Source organism: Chryseobacterium gwangjuense (assembly GCF_021311115.1).
Classification (GTDB): Bacteria; Bacteroidota; Bacteroidia; order Flavobacteriales; family Weeksellaceae; genus Chryseobacterium; species Chryseobacterium gwangjuense.
In genome coordinates, this window is record NZ_JAJTNP010000001.1 from 520,359 (window position 1) to 543,836 (window position 23,478).

General features: G+C 34.1%; 19 protein-coding genes and 1 tRNA gene. 10 read left to right on the plus strand and 10 right to left on the minus strand.

The genetic code is table 11. The features are described from left to right. Positions 1–45: 45 nt before the first annotated feature. From LV842_RS02340 to LV842_RS02355, 4 genes are all read right to left on the minus strand, one after another. On the minus strand, positions 46–954 hold the full coding sequence (locus LV842_RS02340) for a GLPGLI family protein (protein ID WP_233109852.1): 909 nt from the start codon (positions 952–954) through the stop codon (positions 46–48). Between the two features lie 10 nt (positions 955–964). Next, the gene (locus LV842_RS02345) at positions 965–2,671 is read right to left on the minus strand and encodes a M56 family metallopeptidase (RefSeq protein WP_233109853.1); all 1,707 of its coding nucleotides are present in this window, start codon (positions 2,669–2,671) and stop codon (positions 965–967) included. Positions 2,672–2,832: 161 nt separating this feature from the next. Then, positions 2,833–4,749 (minus strand): M56 family metallopeptidase, encoded by a 1,917-nt coding sequence (locus LV842_RS02350; protein WP_233109854.1) that lies wholly within the window; start codon positions 4,747–4,749, stop codon positions 2,833–2,835. A 252-nt stretch (positions 4,750–5,001) separates the two neighbouring features. Further along, positions 5,002–5,367 (minus strand): BlaI/MecI/CopY family transcriptional regulator, encoded by a 366-nt coding sequence (locus tag LV842_RS02355; protein WP_233109855.1) that lies wholly within the window; start codon positions 5,365–5,367, stop codon positions 5,002–5,004. A gap of 335 nt (positions 5,368–5,702) precedes the next feature. Here LV842_RS02355 and LV842_RS02360 point away from each other — a divergent pair, with 335 nt between their 5' ends. Next, positions 5,703–6,281: a hypothetical protein gene (locus LV842_RS02360; RefSeq protein WP_233109856.1), complete on the plus strand. Its 579-nt coding sequence runs from the start codon at positions 5,703–5,705 to the stop codon at positions 6,279–6,281. A 107-nt stretch (positions 6,282–6,388) separates the two neighbouring features. On the opposite strand, the gene LV842_RS02365 is transcribed toward LV842_RS02360, so the two are convergent. Beyond that, positions 6,389–6,461 (minus strand) — tRNA-Met (locus tag LV842_RS02365). A gap of 101 nt (positions 6,462–6,562) precedes the next feature. On the opposite strand from LV842_RS02365, the gene LV842_RS02370 reads away from it, so the two are divergent. The 4 genes from LV842_RS02370 to LV842_RS02385 are packed head-to-tail and all read left to right on the plus strand — an operon-like array spanning position 6,563 to position 9,206. Beyond that, complete coding sequence (locus tag LV842_RS02370; RefSeq protein WP_233109857.1) at positions 6,563–7,174, plus strand: L-threonylcarbamoyladenylate synthase; 612 nt, start codon at positions 6,563–6,565, stop codon at positions 7,172–7,174. 58 nt (positions 7,175–7,232) lie between these two features. Then, complete coding sequence (gene yaaA / locus LV842_RS02375; RefSeq protein ID WP_233109858.1) at positions 7,233–7,991, plus strand: peroxide stress protein YaaA; 759 nt, start codon at positions 7,233–7,235, stop codon at positions 7,989–7,991. Continuing rightward, complete coding sequence (gene prmC / locus LV842_RS02380; RefSeq protein WP_233109859.1) at positions 7,992–8,843, plus strand: peptide chain release factor N(5)-glutamine methyltransferase; 852 nt, start codon at positions 7,992–7,994, stop codon at positions 8,841–8,843. A 3-nt stretch (positions 8,844–8,846) separates the two neighbouring features. After that, entirely contained in the window at positions 8,847–9,206 is a 360-nt protein-coding gene (locus tag LV842_RS02385) for a DUF4180 domain-containing protein (protein ID WP_233109860.1), read from the plus strand. Positions 9,207–9,258: 52 nt separating this feature from the next. On the opposite strand, the gene LV842_RS02390 is transcribed toward LV842_RS02385, so the two are convergent. The 4 genes from LV842_RS02390 to LV842_RS02405 are packed head-to-tail and all read right to left on the minus strand — an operon-like array spanning position 9,259 to position 14,893. Next, complete coding sequence (locus LV842_RS02390; protein WP_233109861.1) at positions 9,259–9,912, minus strand: rhomboid family intramembrane serine protease; 654 nt, start codon at positions 9,910–9,912, stop codon at positions 9,259–9,261. A gap of 14 nt (positions 9,913–9,926) precedes the next feature. Continuing rightward, positions 9,927–12,515 carry a DNA gyrase/topoisomerase IV subunit A gene (locus LV842_RS02395; RefSeq protein ID WP_233109862.1) on the minus strand — a complete coding sequence of 863 codons (2,589 nt, stop codon included), beginning with the start codon at positions 12,513–12,515 and terminating at the stop codon, positions 9,927–9,929. Continuing rightward, positions 12,512–12,964 carry a hypothetical protein gene (locus tag LV842_RS02400; RefSeq protein ID WP_233109863.1) on the minus strand — a complete coding sequence of 151 codons (453 nt, stop codon included), beginning with the start codon at positions 12,962–12,964 and terminating at the stop codon, positions 12,512–12,514. The genes LV842_RS02395 and LV842_RS02400 overlap by 4 nt, the downstream gene beginning before the upstream one ends. 57 nt (positions 12,965–13,021) lie before the next feature. Continuing rightward, positions 13,022–14,893, minus strand: coding sequence for a DNA topoisomerase IV subunit B (locus tag LV842_RS02405; RefSeq protein WP_233109864.1), 1,872 nt, complete (start codon positions 14,891–14,893; stop codon positions 13,022–13,024). Positions 14,894–15,018: 125 nt separating this feature from the next. Between LV842_RS02405 and LV842_RS02410 the strand changes: the two genes are divergently transcribed. From LV842_RS02410 to LV842_RS02430, 5 genes are all read left to right on the plus strand, one after another. Further along, positions 15,019–17,982 carry a sensor histidine kinase gene (locus tag LV842_RS02410; RefSeq protein ID WP_233109865.1) on the plus strand — a complete coding sequence of 988 codons (2,964 nt, stop codon included), beginning with the start codon at positions 15,019–15,021 and terminating at the stop codon, positions 17,980–17,982. Next, a complete protein-coding gene (locus LV842_RS02415) occupies positions 17,951–18,685 on the plus strand; it encodes a LytR/AlgR family response regulator transcription factor (RefSeq protein ID WP_233109866.1) in 735 nt (244 codons plus the stop codon). The genes LV842_RS02410 and LV842_RS02415 overlap by 32 nt, the downstream gene beginning before the upstream one ends. A gap of 196 nt (positions 18,686–18,881) precedes the next feature. Beyond that, a complete protein-coding gene (locus LV842_RS02420) occupies positions 18,882–19,970 on the plus strand; it encodes a DUF4848 domain-containing protein (protein ID WP_233109867.1) in 1,089 nt (362 codons plus the stop codon). Positions 19,971–20,267: 297 nt separating this feature from the next. Beyond that, positions 20,268–21,506: a T9SS type A sorting domain-containing protein gene (locus LV842_RS02425; RefSeq protein ID WP_233109868.1), complete on the plus strand. Its 1,239-nt coding sequence runs from the start codon at positions 20,268–20,270 to the stop codon at positions 21,504–21,506. 198 nt (positions 21,507–21,704) lie between these two features. Then, positions 21,705–22,505: a hypothetical protein gene (locus LV842_RS02430; protein WP_233109869.1), complete on the plus strand. Its 801-nt coding sequence runs from the start codon at positions 21,705–21,707 to the stop codon at positions 22,503–22,505. A gap of 107 nt (positions 22,506–22,612) precedes the next feature. Here LV842_RS02430 and LV842_RS02435 read toward each other — a convergent pair whose 3' ends face one another. Continuing rightward, positions 22,613–23,395 carry a TIGR00266 family protein gene (locus LV842_RS02435; protein ID WP_233109870.1) on the minus strand — a complete coding sequence of 261 codons (783 nt, stop codon included), beginning with the start codon at positions 23,393–23,395 and terminating at the stop codon, positions 22,613–22,615. Positions 23,396–23,478: the final 83 nt, after the last annotated feature.

The window sequence follows — 23,478 nt, forward strand, 5'->3', positions numbered from 1 at the left end:
AATAAACTTAACATTTATCCTGCTTTACTAGAAAATATATATATTTTAATTTACTAAATCCGGTTCAATAGGATTATTGTTTTTAGCAAGAGATTCTTTGGTTCTTTTTTCCATTTCCCGGAACACCTGATTAGGATCTGAAATCTCTTTTCCATCAGCTGTTCTTGTTTTGAAAACCATTCTGTTATTTGAATCTCCTCCATTTTTCATCATCATTTCTCTCATGTTTTTGGTAGGATCATTTACATAGGCTTTCCAGACTTTCCTGAACTGATCTTTTGTCACTTCAATTTCTTTTCCTCCCATCCCAAATACTTTAACGTTTTCAGGTAAAGATGTCTCATTTTCTTCCGTTTTATTCTGGATCACCTTATTTCCGACCAAAGTCATACTGTGGGAACCTGTAGTATCTTCAATTTTAACAATTAATCCCGGTAATCCGTAAAATTTGTAAGGTCCATCCTGGAAAGGCAGATCACTTGCAAACCAAGCTACCCATTCTCTTCCGCCAAAATTTGTTGTCGCTTTTTGAGCATTATATTCTCCAATTTTTTGCTTATCGGAAAGTATTTTCCATTCAGGCTTTTGATCTTCTTTTATTTTATACTGATCCGTAGAAATACTTCTGAAAAGGTAGGTTTTAAAATCAGGATAATCTTTTGTTACTTTAAATGCAACCTGTCCCGGTTTTTCTCTTCTGCTAATACTGATATTTCCGGAACCCGATCTAATCTGCTTTTCCAAATCTGCCCTTTGAGTAGAATCAGCAATATATTTGTCACGGCTATAATAAGAAGACCCTGTCTTATCTATATCCAGAAACATCATTTCTGTTTTTACATCTGCTTTATCATTAGAATCAGGAATAAATTTATATTCATAAAAGAATCTGTTGATCTGAGCATTCAGCGCAATTCCCAATATAATGTAGTTTAAAACTAAAATTTTCTTCATTTCTTATGAGTTAATTCGTGATAATCTCCATCCTTTTGGCGTACGATCTGTTATTGTCGCCTGCTACACGATCTACTTTAAAAACTTTGATATTCGCTGGTAAATTGATGTCTTTCGGATCACTTTGATACGCCATAAATTCTTCTCTGCTCACTTTCTTTCCATTAACGTATAATTCAGGCACATCAACATTAATCATAAATAAAGCGGTTTTTCCTACAGGTGATTTCTTATTATCTTCAACTTGAACACCGTTTACACCACCAATTCTATTTAAAGAATTATCTATTCTAAAGATCGCAAAATTACTTTTGTTGCTTGCTTTTTGATGCAAATTCTGTATTTCTTTAGCCTGATTGAAAGCATCCTGTCTGTTCTTTGCAGCATCATTATAGAATGTTTCAAGATCTTTTTGTGCTGCTTCTCCTATTTTTCTTGCCTTTTTCTCTGCTTTTTTTGCTTCCTTTTCAGCCTGTCTTATTTTTCTCTTAAATTCAGGAGAGTTCACCATAGCTTCTGCTTTTTTCGCTGCTTTTTCTGCTTCTGCTATCTTTCTTTTAAATTCGGGAGAATTTACCATAGCTTCCGCTTCTTTTGCTTGCTTTTCTGCCTCGTCAATCTTCATTTTAAACTCAGGAGAATTATAGTATTTTTCAACGTTACTATAATGATCTTCAATAGCTTTCAGATTGTTCTTATATTTCTCTGAATTTACAATTTCATCAATCTGATCAGATAACGCTTCCATTTCGTTTTGTTTAGCTTCAAATTCCGGTGTATCCGTTTTTTTAGATTTTACCATTTTTTGAATTTCTGCACTCTTTTCACTGATTTTTTGGCTGATTTTGTTAATTCTCTCATTGTCTTCTCTCAAAGCATCGTTATAAAAATCCCCTTTTTTTAATTGTTCTTCGATAAGATCTTCTTCAGCATTTGGTCGTATCGTATCTTTTTTGATCTGAGAAACGGCTTTCTCTATTTCAAGGTTTGTTTTTGCTATTTCTTTATTCTTCGCATTGACCATATAAGCAAACGCTACTGTGAATACTACCGGTAAGGCTAAAATTCTTCGCGCATACCCGAACTTTGTTTGTGATTGTTGTAACATTGTTAATCGTTTTTTAAGATTAGAACTTAGAAACGGACTCGTCGCAGGTAACTCTACTCCGGAAAAGTGACTTGCTAAAAGCATCTGCGCAAATGCTTTGGTATCCGATTGTTTTACGGCTTTTTTATCAGCCAGATATTCGTGGATTAAATTAATTTCTTTTTTTATCAAATGATAGAACGGATTGAACCAGAATACCGAAGTGATGATCTCCAAAATGATTTTATCAAACGTGTGTTTTTGCTCGATATGAACCATTTCATGTTTTAAAATTTGCTTTCCTATTTCTGAATTCAACGTAATGGAATTCTTCCAAAACAAGTTTTTAAAATAAGAAAAAGGAGCATCAGTAAGATCGGTACGGTAAAAATTGATCCCTTCTATATTTTCTCTTTCAAACTGGCTTTTCAGTTCATGGATTTTAAAGGTTCCGTAGATGAACTTTCCTAAAAAATATACGGAAACGATTCCTAAAACTGAAAAGGCAAGTGTATAATATAAGTTTTCATGGGTATTTGTATTTTCTGCTGTGCTAAAGTTCTGTACTTTATCAATCAGCATATAGATGTTCTGATTCACCTCAATGGTAAAATCTTCAAGCTTTATCATCGGAAGCAGTAGAGAAATCAGTATCGAAAACAACAGGTAAAACCTATTGTAATGGTGAAAGGTCTTGTCCTTGAGCGAGAGATAATAGTATCCCAGTAAAACACCCGAACAAATAATCACTTTTAGGATATAGAACATTACTTCCATGATTGCTTGATATACTATAAGTCGTCTTTCTTATTTTTCATACTCTTCGTATTGATAGAAATTTCTCCGCCTGTCATTTTCCCGTCTTGTGAATTCTTTTTGATACTGATAGATTCTATCTGATCTCCTTTCAATAATTTCATATCGTCTCTTGAAGCTTCTTTTCCGTCGATAATAACTTTCACGTTCTCTTCTAAAGCATCTTTTCCATTGATATAAATTTTGGAAATCCCTATATCTCCATCTATTTTAGAAATTCCGGAAGCCGAAAAATTACTTCCATCAAGGCTTTTCATCATTGAATTTGCCGTAATTTTCATTACTCTAGGCTGAGTGTAATTAAAATTATAAGAAATAGATTTTCTGATTTTATCAGCTTCTACTCTGGCATTCTCATCTCCCCATCTTGCTTTTTCATTTTCAAATCTGGCTTTCTCCCCCTGAATTCTTGCTTTTTCACCGGCTTCTCTCGCTTTTTCAGCAAGTTTTCTAGCCTTTTTCATTTCTCTTTCAGCTTTTTTACTGTAAGCAGGATATTTCAGATCATTGCTTTTAAACACTCGTATTTGCGGAGCATCTGGAGGACTTGGAGGATTGGGAACACGTGGAACTCTTGGAGCTCTGGGTGCATTTGGCGGCGTAGGAACAATAAATACAGATCTTTCAAATTCAGGAAAATCAGACATTTCAAATTTGAAATCTTTCAGGTCTTTCATTTGATTTTTCCATTGATCCGAATTGAAAAATTCATCCATATTCATTTCTTTACCATTCACCTTTATTCTGGTTAATGATTTATGAAAATCGTCCGAATTAGTGATTTTTGCGATCTCTCCGGAAAGCTGTGCGATTTCTTCTACATTTTTATCGAACTCTTGAGTTTCAGGCTTTAATTTTTTAAGCGCTTTACTTTTTTCTTCGATTTTTTTCCCCAGTTCTGCTATTTTTTTCTCATCATTTGTTTTTCTGTAAATCCTAACCTGTTCATTTTTAGAACGATCAGGTCGTATGGTGTCTTTTTTGATCTGAGAAACTGCCTTCTCTATTTCAAGGTTTGTTTTTGCTATTTCTTTATTCTTCGCATTGACCATATAAGCAAACGCTACTGTGAATACTACCGGTAAGGCTAAAATTCTTCGCGCATACCCGAACTTTGTCTGTGATTGTTGTAACATTGTTAATCGTTTTTTAAGATTGGAACTTAGAAACGGACTCGTCGCAGGTAACTCTACTCCGGAAAAGTGACTTGCTAAAAGCATCTGCGCAAATGCTTTGGTATCCGATTGTTTTACGGCTTTTTTATCAGCCAGATATTCGTGGATTAAATTAATTTCTTTTTTTATCAAATGATAGAACGGATTGAACCAGAATACCGAGGTTATGATCTCTAAAATGATTTTATCAAACGTATGTTTTTGCTCGATATGAACCATTTCATGTTTTAAAATCTGCTTTCCTATTTCTGAATTCAACGTAATGGAATTCTTCCAGAAAAGGTTTTTAAAATAGGAAAAAGGAGCATCAGTAAGATCGGTACGGTAAAAATTGATCCCTTCTATGTTTTCTCTTTCAAACTGGCTTTTCAGTTCATGGATTTTAAAGGTTCCGTAAATAAATTTTCCTAAGAAATACATGGAAACGACTCCTAAAACTGAAAAAGCAAGTGTATAATATAAGTTTTCATGGGTATTTGTATTTTCTGCTGTGCTAAAGTTCTGCACTTTATCGATCAGCATATAGATATTCTGATTTACCTCAATGGTAAAATCTTCAAGCCTAATCATCGGAAGCAGTAGAGAAATCAGTATCGAAAACAACAGATAAAACCTATTGTAATGGTGAAAGGTCTTGTCCTTGAGCGAGAGATAGTAATATCCCAGTAAAACACCCGAACAAATAATCACTTTTATAATATAGAGTAATGCTTCCATGATTTGGATAATTGCTTTAATCAAATAATACTATTTCTGCTTCACAGCTTCCTCATGGATCGTTTTTCCCTAAAACAGAGAAAGAAACCAATCCCATAGCTGAAAAAATAATTCTAAAATAAATGCCGTCATTGTGTATGTTTTTAAGGAGGTTAAAATTCTGTACCTTTTATGTTATTTATTTTGCCTACGCTTTGTCTTTTAAAGACAACTGAACCCATCAAAATGTTACAGAGCAACCTCATTTAAATATTAGCTTTTCTTTTTAAGCTCATTTAATAACATTTCCAAATCCTCAACACTCATTTCATTCTTTTCCACTAAAAAAGAAACCGCACTTTTATAAGAGCCTTTAAAATAATTTTTCACAAGGCTTTTCATTGTCTTTCCCGAATATTGCTCTTTAGAAACCAAAGAATAATATTCGTGCTGTCTTCCGATCACATTATAATCAACAAATTCTTTCTCTTTCAATACTTTTAGTATGGTGGAAACTGTATTGGTATGAGGTTTAGGATCAGGAAATAGATCAAGAATGTCTTTTAAAAATCCTTTTTCTATTTTCCATACATATTGCATTACCTGTTCTTCAGCTTTTGTAAGAGTTTGAATTTTCATATCCCGATGTTTAATTCTGCTATACTATGAAACAGCTATTATTTCATATCACTAATAAATTAGTTATACAAATATAGAATTAAATTGTTTTCGAACAACTATTTTTTTAGTGATAAAGAGAGCGAAAATCATATTTGATTGAAAATCAATACAATAAATTTACATTCAAGTCATTATTTTTATTAATTAGAAGGATTATGATATATTTAATCTTCACAAAAAATGCTTTATTACACTAAAAATCCTTAAAACATGTTAAATTTTATTAAATAAAATTAAAATGAAGTTGTCAAAACTGAGAAAATATATTTATTTTAGTGGCTTAAAAATTTCTCATGAAAAGATATAATTTATTGATTGTACTATTACTACTTGCTTTTAATGTAGCGACTGCACAAAAAAATTCTCCTGCAGCTGACTTCAGCGCGATAGGAGAAGCTAAAACAAAAATAGAAAACACGGTTCCTTTGGTTCTGGAACATCTTAAGGCCATTGCAGACAAAGAAGGAGATAACAGCATTTATACCAACGGAAAAACTGCATTAGGAAAAGAGTATGCCATTTTACAATCTGAATTTTGGTTATATAATGGGAATATGTCTAACTGTATTCTTAACAATTCTTCAAAAAAAGCAAAGAAATGTATGCAGTACCACACTCAGTATTTAAGAAACACATTCATCAACTATAACAACTACATCAGTTTTATCACAAAGAAAAACGGATATATCGGAGTTGACAGTGATATTAAAAAAGATTTCACACCGTCTGAAATTACTAAAAAGCTAGGTGACGCTTATTATGTAGCAAGCGAGGCTTCACAAAGAATGAAAGGGGCTCAGAAAAAAGAATTCTTAGAGCAACCAAAATCTGATGATTATAAACTTAGACCTTATAGCGAGGTAGCACAATAATATAAAATCCCACTTTAAACGGTGGGATTTTTTTATGGCAAATTTTTAAAATTCGGAGGTAATAAAAAACAAAAAGAGAACTACAAATTGTAATTCTCTTTTTTTAGTAGCGGGAACCGGACTCGAACCGATGACCTTCGGGTTATGAGCCCGACGAGCTACCTACTGCTCCATCCCGCGATATTGTGATGCAAATATACAACAATATTTTTAAAATCCTAATTTTTCTTTTAAATAAAGGATTTTTATGGAAACTATTATATAATTAGTATCTTTGTTTTATGGCAAAAATACTAAGAATCTACCCTGAAAACCCACAGGAAAACCTTATTAATGAGGTCATTAAAACTTTAAATAATGGCGGGCTCATTATTTATCCTTCCGATACAATTTATGCATTGGGCTGTAATATTTTTGATGTTAAAGCCATGGAAAAACTGGCTCAACTGAAAAAGATTAAATTAGAAAAGTCCAAATTTTCTATCATTTGTAATGATCTAAGCCATCTTTCAGACTTTACAAGACCTATAGATACTTCTGTTTTCAGATATTTAAAAAGTCGCCTTCCCGGTCCGTTTACCTTTATCCTGGAAGCCAATAAAAGCTTACCTTTAGCTTACAAAGGTCATAAAACCATCGGGATTCGTGTTCCCGATCATCCTATTCCACAGCTTATTGTTGAAAAGCTGGGACACCCTATTGCATCCACCTCCATCAGAGATGATGATGAAATCATTGAATATTCTACCGATCCTGAACTGATTGCAGAAAAATATGATCATTTGGTAGATATCGTGATTGATTCCGGATATGGAGATAATGTAGCTTCTACTATTGTGGATCTTACTTCCGGTGAGCCAGAACTTATTCGTCAGGGAAAAGGAATACTGTAAACTCCGGACCCAAAGTTCAATACTTGTATTTGAACTTCAATATTAACTTAGAATTTTTATGAAAATAATTACCTCTCCTGCAAAATTAATGAATGTAGAAAACTCAACGGATCTGTTGAGAGCAACCACTCCAAAATTCATTGAAGAAGCAGCATTTATACACTCCTATTTAAAAGAAAAATCTCCGAAATATCTTTCCGAACTGATGGAAATATCACCCAAATTGGCAGATGAAAACTGGGAAAGAAACCAAAAATGGAAGGCAAAACCAACTGCAAAAGAATCTGCTCCCGCCATGTTTGCATTTACCGGTGAGGTTTACAGAGGATTAGACGCAAAAACATTAGACAAAAATGCTGTAGATTATTTACAAAAAAACTACAGGATGCTTTCGGGTTTATATGGACTTCTAAAACCTTCCGATAGAGTAATGCTTTACAGACTGGAAATGGGAAGACATTTTGAGTTTGACCAATACAAAAATCTGTATAAATTCTGGAGAGAAAAAGTAACAGAACAGCTGAATTCTGAGATGAAAAAGAACGAGGTTCTGCTTCACTTATGCAGTAACGAGTACGGAAAAGTAATCGACAGAAAGAAACTAAACCATAAAGTCATCGATTTTGATTTTTACGAATTAAAAGACGGGAAACTAAAAACTATCGTAGTATATACAAAACATGCAAGAGGATTGGTCGTAAGATTCTGTGCAGAAACCAATGCCAAAACATTGAATGATGTAAAAGCATTTAACTATGAAGGTTACAGAATTGATGAAGAAAAATCGACGGATACAAATCTGGTTTTCACAAGATAAATGACAATTTTAGAATTTAAGAGGTATTTTAAAACCCAGCTTTCCGAACTCTATACAGAGTCTGAAAGTGCTTTTTTGTGTTCCGTTTTTGTGGAAAAAGTGGTAGGTTTTGACAGTTTTCATCAAAGAAGATTTTCTAATCAGGAATTATTGATTCAGGATGAACAAGATCTTTTACAGGTCATTTCAGAATTAAAAACCAACAAACCTTATCAGCATATTTTGGGTGAAACCGAGTTCTATAGAATGAAGTTTTTCGTGAATGAACATGTATTGATTCCAAGACCTGAAACTGAAGAATTACTGGAATTGGCCATACACAAGATTCAAAATTCCGAATTGTCTCTTCAAAGTTTAAAGATTCTGGACATTGGAACCGGAAGCGGAATTATTCCTTTGGTGCTGAAAAAGTATTTTCCAGAAGCGGAAGTTACTTCTATTGATTTCTCAGAAAAAGCGTTGGAAACGGCTAAAAAGAACGCCGATTTTCATCAGCTGGACATCAATTTTATTCATGCTGATTATCTAAATTTCGATTTGAAGCAGGATTTTGATGTGATTATTTCAAATCCGCCTTATATCGGAATTGAAGAAGAATATGAAATTGCTGATTCCGTTAAAGAATTTGAACCTACAGTGGCCTTGTTCTCTCCTACTTCTGATGCTTTGATCTTTTATCGAAAAATTGCAGAAGATGCAGAAAAACATCTTAATGAAAATGGATTGCTATTTCTTGAAATTAATCAGAAACTAGGTCCTGAAACATTAGAACTTTATACTAGAAATTTTTCTGAAGCTCAATTAATAAAAGATTTATCTGATAACGATCGTTTTATTTTCGGAAAGAAATAAGATATGGAAATCAAAACTCACCAAATCAACAATACAAAAATTGCAGAAGTCATTTCTGAAGAAATCATTGTCAATTCCGCTCAGGATGGGTTGGATCTTTTAGGAAATATTTATTATCAGGATTTTGATAAAGTGGTTATCTATGAGAAAAATATTACTTCGGAGTTCTTTGATTTAAAAACAAAGATTGCGGGTGACATTCTTCAAAAGTTTTCGAATTACCGGGTAAGACTAGCAATCATAGGTGATTTTAGCAAATATGAAAGCAAAAGTTTTAAGGATTTTGTTTTCGAAAGTAATAAAACCCGGCATATTCATTTTGTAGAAAACCTGGAAGAAGCCTTAGATCAACTTTCCAATTAAAATAAAAAGTCAGCAAAATTGCTGACTTTTCTTTTATCTTACTATTTAAATTCTATCTAATTTTCTTATTGATAAAGATCTCATAACTTAAATAAATTAAAGGAAGAGCCATAATTCCAAGATATAATGAATTGGCTATTGCTGCTTGCGGTTGATTAGCAACGGCATAAAGCAGTCCGAAAAAAGCCCCTCCTAAATGCGCTGCATGTCCAATATTATCGTGTTGATTGGGGTTCAGCATCATATAAACAGAATAACTAAAATAAATAAGACCAAATATATATCCTGGAATACCTATCGGAATAAAAAACATATAAATTTCCAGATGGGGAATCATTGCGATCGATGCAAACAAAATCCCTGAAACTCCTCCACTCGCTCCGATTGCGGAGTACCATGGCTGTCTTTGATACACAAATAATGAAAATATATTTCCTAATAAAATAGACCCAAAATAAATAATTATAAAGCCTAAATTTCCAAATCCCTGAATAACAACAGGGCCAAAGAAATATAGCGTCAACATATTAAACACCAGATGCATAAGATCTGCGTGTAAAAATCCTGAGGATAATAAACGAATATATTCTTTTCGGTTCATAATAGAACCGACACTGAATTTATATTTTTCAAAATTACTGCTTCCATTAGGTGCTACAAAGCTTATAATAGCTGTAATCGCTATAACTAATATCAGAATGTTCATAATTTTTTCAGCATTTAATCTTCTGTATTCTCGTCACCACTTTGGAACAAATCTCCGATGGTACCCCCATCATCATCTCCTTCAAAACGTTCCGGCTCTTCGTACACTTCAGGTTCCTCTTCTTCCGGTTCCGGAATTGTAATATTAATCGATTTTACCTTGAATTTTGTAAACTGGTTTCCGATAGCTTTAATTCCTTTTACAGCAATAAATTCATCAATATTTATCGTTTCAGGATCACGCTCCTTACCTTTATCTTTCGCAAAAATAATTTCAGCAGTCGCATTATTCGCTACAATAATACTTTCTATAAAAGATTTCGAGTGTTCTGAAGGCATGAAAGTCTGAGGATTGGTATTATTTTCCAGCAAGAATCTTTTGATAAAATAAATTTCTTTCTCACCGTCATAATAGATACACGTCACAGCTTGTTGTGGCTTCCATTTTTCAAGGATTAAGTATTCATCATCAAAGCGGTTCCCGAGATCAAAACTCACTAATTTTGCTTCTCCGTTGGTGTTGACGGTTAATATTTTATCATCTCCTTTAAAGCTTCCTAATAATGTACCTCTTACATCTGCATTCAGTCTTCTTACCGTCTCATCAAACCAAATTCTTCTCGGAGCTAAAGTAGAAACGCCTTCTTCCTTCATATCCACTTTTTTCACCGAATATTTGGTAACCAGATTTCCTTTTGAATCTCTTCCTTTAATAGCCAATTCAGAGAAATCGATGTCCATTTTGTTCTTTCTGATTCTCGGATTGGGTTTTAAAAGCACGCTTACCGTTTCCGCTTCACCATTTGGATTGGCTGAGAAATAAAGGGTTTCTGAACCTTTTTTATCAGAAGCTAACGGATAATCCGTATTTCTAGTTACTCCGGTTACGGAAAAACGCTTCATATAATAAGGACCTTCTCTTCCCTCACGATAAATCATGTTGTAAACCGTTCTTTTATCGTTTTTCTTCCAAATTGCAACATGGAGAATGTCTTTTCCGATAAACGTTTTCGCTTCCACTTTTACCACCTTCATGCTTCCGTCTTTTCGGAAAGTGATAATATCATCGATATCTGAACAGTCGAATAAATACTGATCTTTTTTCAAGGAAGTTCCAATGAATCCTTCTTCGAAATTGGCATAGAATTTCTCGTTGGCAACCGCCACTTTTGTAGCATCAATCGTATCAAAGATTCTAAGCTCTGTTTTTCTCTGTCTGTCTTTCCCGTATTTCTTTTGAATATTTAAATAATAATCAATGGCATACTGGGTAAGATTTGCTAGATGGTATTTTACCTGCTCGATTTTACCTTCAAGAGCAGCAATATTTTCTTTAAATTTATCTAAATCGAATCTCGAAATTCTCTTAATTCTGATTTCCGTTAATTTTAAAATATCCTCTTCCGTTACGGCTCTTAAGAGGTGCTTTGTATGAGGTTTTAATCCTGCATCAATAGTTGTTAAAACTTCTTCCCAGCTTTTAACCTCTTCAATATCGTGATAGATCCTGTTTTCAATAAAGATTCTTTCTAATGAAGAGAAATGCCAGCTTTCCTGTAATTCATGAAGCTCAATTTCAAGCTCTTTATTCAGTAATTCTTTGGTGTGTTCTGTATTTCGTCTTAAGATTTCAGAAACATTAAGGAACATGGGTTTGTCCCCTACAATTACACAGGCATTCGGAGAAATCGTAACCTGACAATCTGTAAATGCGTACAATGCATCAATTGTTTTATCAGGAGACATATCGTTATGAAGATGAATCAGAATTTCTACTTTATCTGAAGTATTATCTTCAATTTTTTTAATCTTGATTTTCCCTTTTTCGTTCGCTTTTAACACAGAATCGATAAGATCGCTCGTCGTTTTTGAAAACGGAAGCTCGGTAATCATCAAAGTGTGTTTATCCACCTGATTGATTCTTGCTCTGGCTCTTACTTTTCCACCTCTGTGACCGTCATTGTATTCGGAAACATCTAGGAAACCTGCCGTAAGGAAATCAGGATACAGTTCAAACTTTTTACCTTTTAAATGAGCAACAGAAGCATTAATTAATTCATTAAAGTTATGAGGAAGAATTTTTGTAGAAAGCCCTACTCCGATTCCTTCAACTCCCTGCGCCAAAAGCAACGGGAATTTAACCGGCAAATCTATCGGTTCATTATTTCTTCCATCGTAAGATTTTGTCCATTCCGTCGTTTTAGGATTAAAAACAACTTCTAAAGCAAAAGGGGTTAATCTGGCTTCAATATATCTCGCCGCTGCTGCTGAGTCACCCGTATAGATATTTCCCCAGTTTCCCTGAGTGTCTATCAAAAGCTCTCTCTGCCCGATTCCTACCATAGCATCCGTAATAGAAGCATCACCATGAGGGTGATATTTCATGGTGTTTCCTACGATATTGGCTACTTTATTATATCGCCCGTCTTCCAGCTCACGCATGGAATGCATAATCCTTCTCTGTACAGGTTTAAAACCATCAAAAACTGAAGGAATTGCCCTGTCCAAAATTACATAAGAAGCATAATCCAGAAACCAATCTTTATAAAGTCCGGAGACTTTTTTCAGGCTCTCACCTTCATGCGAGTTTTCTTCTGTCATCATTTAGTTAACTCTTTTTTCTCGTTATTAGTTTTTACTACTTTATTTAGAGAGAATTTTAAATCTTTTATTTCTTTTTTAGACAGATATGATATTTCATATTTCAGCATCGTAGAACCCATATTCTTGCTGGATACTTTTACATACAGCCTCTTGATCAGAAATATATCTATAATTTCGTAGCTAATCAGTTTATATTTGGGAAACTCATCACTTAATGGTTTGTTGATAAAAGGAACAATATTCCTGTTTTTAAAATTCAATGCCTCTCCATCACTATCGTACTCAAAAATCTGCCTTCCAATAAGATAAAACGCTCCCAACATAATCGTTGGAATTACTATAAAAAGATAACTGAAATCACCCAAAATATTAAGTCTTTCTTCTAAAAAGAAAGCAATTATACCCCCTGCCAGAGTCAACAACAGCATCATATTAATGAAATTATACATTGAAATTTTACTGCGGTTACTTATTCTCATATTCTCTCTCCTATTTTTACTACTATTTTAATCCAAAATTTCTTTATTTTGAATATCCTGATCTTCTACTACCAGATTTTCTAGAATAAAAGTCTGTCTGTCCGGAGTATTTTTACCCATATAAAATTCTAAAAGCTGATCTATCGTCTGATCTTTTCCTAACACAACAGGTTCCAATCTTATATCCTTGCCTATAAAATGTTTAAACTCATCAGGAGAGATTTCTCCCAACCCCTTAAATCGGGTAATTTCAGGATTTTTGCCCAATTCATTCAAAGCTTTCACTCTTTCCAGTTCACTATAACAATATCTTGTTTCTTTTTTATTCCTTACCCTGAATAAAGGCGTTTGCAGAATATAAAGATGTCCGTTTTTAATAATATCCGGAAAGAACTGCAGGAAGAATGTGATCATCAGCAATCTGATGTGCATCCCGTCGACATCGGCATCGGTAGCAATAATTACCTGATTATATCTTAAATCTTCCAGACTTTCTTCAATATTTAAAGCCGCCTGAAGCAAATTGAACTCTTCGTTTTCGTAAACGACCTTTTTGGTAAGACCATAGCAGTTCAGCGGTTTCCCTTTTAACGAAAATACAGCCTGAGTTTCCACGTCTCTCGACTTTGTGATAGATCCTGATGCAGAATCTCCCTCGGTAATAAATATCTGCGTTTCAGCTTTTCTTTCTGCTTTCTGATCGTTATAATGTTGTCTGCAGTCACGAAGCTTTTTATTGTGAAGAGATACTTTTTTCGCTCTTTCTCTTGCCAGCTTCTGAATTCCTGAAAGCTCTTTTCTTTCTCTTTCTGAAATTAAGATTTTTCTTTGAATCGCTTCAGCAACCTCTGGATTTTTATGTAAAAAATTATCCAGTTTACTTTTTAAGAAATCGATGATAAAAGTTCTTACCGTCGGTCCGTTGGGTCCGATATCATTTGAACCTAATTTTGTTTTGGTTTGAGATTCGAAAACGGGTTCTTCCACATTAATGGAAACGGCAGCTACAATCGATTTTCTAACATCCGATGCATCGAAATTTTTATTAAAAAACTCACGAATTGTTTTCACATAGGCTTCACGAAAAGCATTTAAATGCGTTCCTCCCTGTGTCGTATTTTGTCCGTTTACGAATGAAAAATACGTTTCCGTCTGCGATTTATCCGTATGGGTGATCGCAACTTCTATATCGTTGTCTTTCAAATGAACAATTGGATATAATGTCTCATTTTCCAATTCTTCGTCCAATAAGTCTTTAAGACCATTTTCAGAATAAAATTTTTCTCCGTTGAAAAGAATGGTAAGTCCCGGATTCAGATAGGCATAATTGCGGAGCATTCTTTCGATATACTCTTTTCTGAATTTAAAATGTAGGAAAATTTCAGCATCCGGAATAAAAGAAATCTCAGTCCCGTTTCGGTCTGAAGTATCTTTTTCATCAAAGTTCTCGGTAATTAACCCCCTTGAAAATTCTGCCACTTTCATTTTCCCGTCTCGGAAAGATCGTACACGGAAAAAATCTGACAAAGCATTTACCGCTTTTGTACCCACCCCGTTCAAACCTACGGATTTTTTGAAGGCTTTGCTGTCGTACTTCCCTCCCGTATTCATTTTGGAAACAGCATCTACTACTTTTCCCAACGGAATACCACGGCCAAAATCACGAATGGTAACTTTACCATCGTCCAATTTTATTTCAATTCTTTTACCGGATTTCATTCTGAACTCATCGATCGAGTTATCCAGAATTTCTTTAAGTAAAATATAAATACCGTCATCAGCAGAAGATCCGTCTCCCAGTTTCCCGATGTACATTCCGGGACGTAAACGTATGTGTTCCTGCCAATCGAGGGTTCTGATATTATCTTCGGAATAGATTGGGTTTATTTCTTGTGACATATGTAATTTCAGCAAACATACAAAAATACGAAATTGGATAAAATTACACAGGCTTTAATCATTTATTTTTTCTTAATTTGAGTCTCTAAAAAATAAATTATCACCACGAAAACCAATTTTTATTCATGAATACATCAAAGAAAGAGAAGATTTCAAATAATATATATATTCTACTATTTATTCTGCTCTTTTCTCCACTTTATGTTTGCCAGATTCCTGGTTTAATCAACTATAGTGAAAATGACGGATTAAACTGTTCTTACACGTATCGTATGAACCAGGATTACAATGGTTTTATGTGGATTGGTACAGATAACGGTTTATTCCGTTTTGATGGAAAAGAGTTTAAACAATATGGAAGAAAAGAAGGGTTAAAGAACATTGATGTCATTACCTGCGCGCCTTTACCCAACGGTGAAATTTTTATAGTTCCATTCCTGAATGATTTTACGTACCTAAAAAATGGTAAAATCATGAATTCTAATCTTAATAAATATCTTGCCAACCCATTTTCCAATTATGTTCCAGTTATAACACAAAACGGCAATACCCTCTATTTACATAATCTCCGTGATCCTAAAGATATTTTTATTTATGAAAATGAACAGCTCAAAAGACATCCTATATCCATCGATTACAAAGATCGATATCTACAGGCTTTCAAATTTGATTACCAGACCAATACTTTGTATTTAAAAAGTGACCTGGAAAACTATATTGTTGCCTATAATACCATTAGTAAAAAGCAGGAAATAATACCCAACATTCAAGGTGGTCCTATTTATGATAAGAATAATATCCTGGTATTCTATGATGGAAAAAAACTTGATATTTATAAATTCCAGGACGCGAATCATTTAAAAAAGACTTTCACTTCTCCATTGACTGGAAGAATTGTCAATTCAATTATTGATAAGAATAATAAATTATGGCTTAGTATGGCCAATGGTGGTGTCTTATATTTCAACCAATCACTACTTGATGAAAGCAAGTCTTTAGCTTTAGCTCCCCCTCTCACCTTACTAAAAGACCAGGTCATACATTATGTTTTCGTTGATAAAGATGACAATGTTTGGTTCAGTTTAAGGAATAAAGGCATTTCTTTTATCAGCAAAGCTTTTTTTGCCAACTACATCAACCTGCCTTTAAAGAATAATTCAGAATACATAAAAACAATCAGTCAAAATGATAATCACATTGTTGTAGGATACGACAGAGCTGCCGGTGCTATTTATAAAAACGGAAAACTAAGAGAGATTGAGCTTGATCCATCAGATAAAACGGAGAATAGAGCTTTGTATACCAATAAAAACATATTGCTTTTCGGGCTTTCTTCTAAATTTATTCTTTACGACATCTCCAGTAACAAAAGTACTATAAGCTATATAAGTTATATAATAGGAGGAGGTCCTAAAAACATAGTTCCTTATACTCATAATTCTATACTAATATGCAATTCTGCCGGGTTGCTTATTTATAATACTGATAGTAAAAAAACAGATTATGTTTTCACAAAAAGAACCTATAATGCTCTTCCGTACACTAAGGACAGCATATTTGTCGGTGATTTTAGTAATTTGTACAAATTAAACGTAAAAACAAAGAAGAGCACCCTATTCCTAAAAGGATATTATTTCACCGATCTTAAAAAGCTTAAAGACAATCTTTATATAGGAGCCACCAATAGCAATGGAATTGTCATTTTTAACAACAAAAAAGTGTTACAAAAGATTTCCGAAAACAACGGATTATTGAGTAATCAGATAAAGAGAATAGATATTGAAACACCTACCACATTTTGGGCAAGTACCAACTATGGAATTTCAAGAATTGACCTCACTGGAAAAAAATTAAAAATCAATAATTTCACCCAAATAGATGGTCTTCCTTCCAATGTTGTAGCCGGTTCTGTGATAAAAAACGACTCTATTTTTATAGGCACTTCTAAAGGCCTAGGTATTCTTTCTATTAAAAAACTTCTTGCACAGAAAAAATTCATCAACAAAAAAGTAATCATCAATTCTGTAAAGATTGGAAACAATGAGTATTTTGATCTTACCAAAACACCGGAAGGATCTACTCCCGACGATGTGGTTTTCAACCTCAGCTTTCTTGATTATGCTTCTCAGGGGAAAATTAGTTACAGATATAAGGTAACGGGACTTAGCGATGAATGGCAAGTCAGTAATTCCCCGAAAATCATTCTGAATTCTATACCTCCCGGTAAATATGTCTTGAAAGTTTTCGGATTAGGGTATAATGGAAAACAATCTCAGACTTCCACAGATCTTGCTTTTGAAATCAAACCTCATTTTTGGCAGACATGGTGGTTTAAATTATTATTAATGCTTGTAATACTGAGCATTCTTTTTACAATTATCAATTTTTATTTCCAAAAAAAACGTAATAAAAAACTGGAAACCCTCAACTACGAAAAAAAGATTGCGGAATTGGAATTACAAGCCATTAAAGCGCAAATCAATCCCCATTTTATTTATAATTGCCTGAACTCCATTCAGTTTTTATTGTACAAAAAGGATTATCAGGAAACTGAGAATTATCTAGATATTTTCTCACAAATGATCAGAAAAACACTGCATTATTCAGAGAAAACCTTCATGCCGATACATGAGGAAATAGAGTATCTTTCTTTGTATTTAGATATGGAGAAACTCCGTTTGAAAGATCTGTTCGATTATAAAATATCCGCATCTGAGAAAGTAAACAGGAATTGGGTTATTCCATCTTTACTGATACAGCCTTTTGTGGAAAATGCTATAAAACATGGCATCTCCAATCTTAAGGATAGAAAAGGGTATATTGAAATTTATTTTGATCATTCCGATTCAGCATTAAGTATTACTATTGAAGATAATGGTGTGGGAATCGGAAACCTACCGGAATCTATGGCTAAAGCAAACTCTTTCGGAGTAAAGCTTTCCCAAAAAAGAATCGAAACATTCAAACAGCTTTTTGAAACCCATATTATTTTAGAAATCAAAGATCTTTCAGAATATCAAAAAACAGGAACACAAATAAAACTCTATCTAACACCCTATGAAAACAAAAATACAGGCTTGCATCATTGATGACGAAAAAGACGGCAGAGAATATATTGCTTTGCTGCTGGAAAATGAATTTCCCGAGATTGAAATTGATTTTCAGGCATCAAGCGTTGAGGAAGCATTCGTTTATCTTACCAAAAACTCTCCGGATATTTTATTTTTAGACATCCAGCTGAATGATGGTACCGCCTTCGATCTGCTGTCCAACTTCAAAGAACTTTCCTCACAGATCATTTTTATTACCGCTTATGAGAATTTTGCCATTCAGGCGATTAAAAACGGAGCGACGGATTACCTGTTAAAGCCTATTAAAAAGATGGATTTCATCATTGCCGTGAATAAAGCACTGGAAAACCTGAAGAAAAGTAAAGCAATTGCCAATGCTCATTCTCTTCAAAATAATAAAATCAGTTTACCTACGCTTCAGGGTTTTAAAAGATTCAACCTTTCCGATATCGTCCGTTGTGAGGCAGATTCAAGCTACACGATCTTTTACTTAACGGATAAAAGCAAAATAATGGTCTCAAAAACGCTGCATGATTTTGAAGAGACTCTTATTGAGCATAATTTTTTCAGAATCCATCATAAGCATCTTATCAATCTTGATCATCTTCAGGAATATATTAAAGGTAAAGGCGGACAGGTCGTAATGAGCGACTGCTCTGTTTTGGATGTATCTGTTCGTAAAAAGAATGATTTCTTACAAAAAATCGATACTATGGACTAAGATTTATTTTTTCTACTACAGATTTTAAGAAGTTTATGATTAGTAAACTTCTTATTTTTTCTTCAACCAGTTATTAGGAAATCTCTGACATTTACTTGCTTAACGGCTACACTTATTAGATTTGATAATTTTTTTATACCGATCCTCTTTACTTTAGTTTTATCAATAAACATTATTAACATTAACTGATATTACTATGAAAAAAATCTTATCTATGATTTTAGCCATCGCTCTTTCTCTTACTTCATGTATGTCTGATGACTCTATTCAAAATACAGAAATGAAAAATGAAATAATAGCAAAAAGTGCTATGGATCAATCATTCACCGGAGTTTCCGTATCAAGTCAAGGTTTCTTAAAATTTGAATCCGTAGAAGCGTATGAAGAAGTTCTTAATCAACTTTCAGGAATGTCTAATGAAGAACTTAATGACTGGGAAGAAAGCATAGGATTTATTTCGTCTTATTCTTATTATGAAGTCGAGAATTTTGAAAATAATATTCCTTATACAGAGGATATTAATGCCAATCCCGAAATTACAATCGAAGGATTTAAAAATTCCAGTTATGTTGATCCTTTACTACTAAGAATTATAGACCGTCATGGAATGATTCAGATAGATCATTTTGTTTTTAATTCCAGAATTGATGATGGCTATGTTTTGGAAATGAACAGCAGCTACCTTCCAACCAACTATGATGATCTGAAAAATGGAAATTTCAAATCTGACAGAATGAATATGCTTACTAATGAATGGGATCTGGATGTTGTAGGCGATATTGACATATTTGATTATTTGAAAACCGGTGTTACAGGTCTTACTTTAATGTCTGCAAAAAGTATGTTTCATAAAAAGGATGCACCGGACATGGGACCAACCCACGTAATAGATAATGCCGGAACAACTTATAGAGCAGATGCCAAAGTTTCTTATCAAAAAGCCGTATTTTTCTTCAGCCTTATTGCCAAATTGAAATATCAAAGAAAGGGAACGGGTAATCTGAGTCCTTGGGTGGCAGTCACTACACAATTATGCTTTCTTACCAACTATGATTTAAATATGGTTACTTCATGTAAATTCAAACCCAAAAAACATGACGAAGAATCTCCTGCGCCTCCTCATCAAAATTACCCGGGACTAATCACAGATAATAAAATTGACTGGCGCCCTTATGGCGGAGGACGAAAACTTGAAAAATACGAACTGAATGCTTGGTTTTCCTATGCCGATTTATATACGGTCAATAATGTAGAAATATATGCACATATTGCTTCGGGATACTAATAATAGAATTATACAATACTTTGCCCTGTTTCAGTTTTGAGACAGGGGATTTTTATATTAGCATTTATTGGGTAAACAATTTCATCCACCTTACTCCACTTCATATTGATTTTCGGTATCTGATTAACTTTTGATTGTTACAATTAACCCATCTTCCATTCCACTTATCAAAAAAAGGACAACACATACTAAATCACTTTATCGTGATAACAAATATTATAATACTTTTAATAAACATTAAAACTATTAATCCTTAAAGTTTTTGTTGGCTTTTGATCTATAAAACCAACATAGATTATGGTAAGAATATATTTTTTAGCAGTTTATATGCTATTAGGAAATTTAATGTTTAATGCACAAGCTCCGTGTAATGATTTCAATGCTCCTACAAATCCAGCAGGAAATTGGGCTCCAGCTCCGGCTCCGAATGGCAATGTGTACACCTCATTTTCCTCTTCCAATCCTATAGATGGTACTCAGTACTTAATATTAGGGGATGATTCAGGTTCTTCCTGGTACCTCAATAAAACAGACTTTAAATATATCGGAGAGCTGTATCAGGGAAAATGCCTTTCTTTTGATTTTTATCTCGAAGATGATGGCGGCTACGGCAGTCCTGTTTACCCCACCATACATCTTTCTGATGGCACCAATACGATTACCTTCGTTTCCAATGTTTCCGTTACTCCAGGAAGCGGATGGATCACTGTAAAAGCACCCATTCAGCTTGCTGCCGGATCACTTACTCCCCCAAGCAACGCCTATGGCAGCTGGCAAATGACAAGCTATAACCCGGCAGCATTTGATAATGCAATGATGAATTCTTCTATATTAAGTCTTTCACCTGATTATTACCCAAGCCCAACCGAAGTAGTATACTATGATAATATCTGTATTACTGATTGTGGGGATTGCAGTGCAGATTTCAAACTCACTACATCTTTCAGCACTTTAAACAGTTCAGCTACAGCCAATCTTTCCATTATCAATCCTTCAATGTCTTCTACTCCTGGTAACCCCGGAAGCAGCTATACAATAGACTGGGGAGACGGATCTACTACATTCCCATACATTCTGCCTTCCGTATCACATACTTACAGCAACCCGGGAAGTTATACCATTTGTGTTACTGAAATGAAAGAGAAAGAAGTCATCTGTAGAAAATGCTTCACATTCTGCTTTACCGAAACCGAAGGAAAGAAAATGATACAAAATTTCAATACCACTCTACCGGATTTGAAAAATATTGCAAAAGCTGAGCTTGAAAATAGGAATGAGCAGCAAAGAGAATACTCTCTGATACCGAATCCGGCAAAAAATAATGTGGATATACAAACTCACCTTTCAAAAAAAGGAACAGTTTCCATCAGAGTACTTGATATTTCAGGAAAAAAAGTTCTTGAGAAATCAGAAACCATTGAAAGCGGACGTCAGAATATTAAGCTTACTACTGAAAAATTAATTCAGGGAACTTATATTGTGGAAGTAACATCCAACGGGAAAACAACTTCACAAAAATTACTTATTTCTAAATAAAATCCATAAAATTTAAAAAAGCAAGGGGTTGTCTTTGTGACAACCTCTTGATTTTTTCTTATCATAAAATTACTTACTGTTTCTCACACATATCCTGTAAATAAACACATTTATTATTTAAAAAAGCGCACTTGCTAAATAAACATTCCTTTCTCCCTCAATCCTTTCTACATTCGCAGTATTAATCAAAACTTTATCATGAAAAACAAGTTAAAACTATCTGCAGCAGGAATTTTATTTCTTCTTACACTTTCCTGTAATCAGGGAGAAAATGTGAACATTGAAGAATTTTCACATCCTAAAACAGAGAGCTCTTCTATAGGCTCTAAACAATATAGTAATGTAGGTAATCCTTACGAATACGTGGGAGAAAACCATAATCTTTTTTTAGAATACTGGTCCTCTCAAAATTCTCCTGACTGTAGCGGTACAATAAATCTGGTCATGGATTTTTCGAATCAGGTCTATAGTGATGTGGATGCTTCTGATGATATGAGTTATGATGAAGTACTCAACGCTGTAAACTACTCCCTCGGTCAAACCTTTACAGATCAAATTGAGCAATCCCATAATCAGGGAAGAATATCTGATGTAGTCTACAATGAGGTAATAAAACTAGCCAATATCTATCATAATGCCAGCGAAACGGAAGGAATAGATGTTCTGATTCAGAAAATAGAAAATTTAGAAAAATCTATTCTTTTATTGAGTCTCAATGAAGATGATGAGCCCATTCTTTTATCCGTTATTTCTATTGCAAAATATAGTGCCAATTACTGGAGAGAAGTCTACTATGAACGTCCATCCCAATGGAACCATTCTGTAACCAGCTTTGCAAGTGTAATGACTGCCGGTGCTGCAGGAGCGTTGGAAGGAGCCGCTATAGGAGCTTCTACTCAAGCTTCTGCACCTAACAAAAAAAAGAAAAAAATTGTAGTTAAGGCCTCTAAAGTATCCTGGGGAGCTTCAGGATGTCGTGTAGGTAGCTTTCCCAATTAATGATAGATAATTTAGTATAAACAGAAAGATGGTTTCAAAAATTCTAGGATTTCTTGTCCGAGAATTTTTGAAACCATCATTTTTATATTTAGATTTCTGTTAGGTTCTTAAAACCCATCACCATCCAACAGATTTCCTATCCCTCCTAAAATACTTCCCTGCTCTTTATTTTTAGTCGTTCCGTACTGCAGAATTCTGCTGGCCAATCTTGAAATAGGCAAGGTCTGGATCCAGACTTTTCCGGGACCTCTTAACTGAGCAAAAAACAATCCTTCGCCTCCGAAAATGGTATTTTTAATTCCTCCCACAAACTGAATATCATAGTCTACAGTATGGGTAAAACCAACGATACATCCTGTGTCAATTTTCAGGATCTCTCCCGGCTGCAGGTCTTTTTCGATAACATGTCCTCCACTGTGTACAAACGTCATTCCGTCACCTTCCAGTTTTTGCATAATGAATCCTTCCCCACCAAAAAGTCCGGTTCCCAGTTTCTTCTGAAATTCAATTCCAACCGTAACTCCTTTCGCAGCACAAAGAAAACTGTCTTTCTGGCAGATTACTTTACCGCCCAGTTTACTTAGATCAAAAGGAATAATTTTCCCTGCATAAGGCGCTGCAAAAGTCACCTGTCTTTTATCTGAAGAAGTATTGGTAAATACCGTCATAAAAAGATTTTCTCCGGTAAGCATTCTTTTTCCGGCAGAAAACAGTTTCCCCATCAATCCTTTTTCGGTTCCGTCTCCAAACAGGGTTTCCATTTGTATTCCCTCTTTCATCATCATAAAACTTCCCGGCTCTGCAATTACGCTTTCTCTAGGATCCAGTTCGATCTCTACGCATTGCATCTCTTCTCCGTAAATTTTATAATCAATTTCATGATTAATCATAGTGTTCAAAGTAATTTAAAGTTATTCGCTACAATATTAGCATTTTTTACATTCCGTTTTGAAAAAATAAATTAAATTCGGTG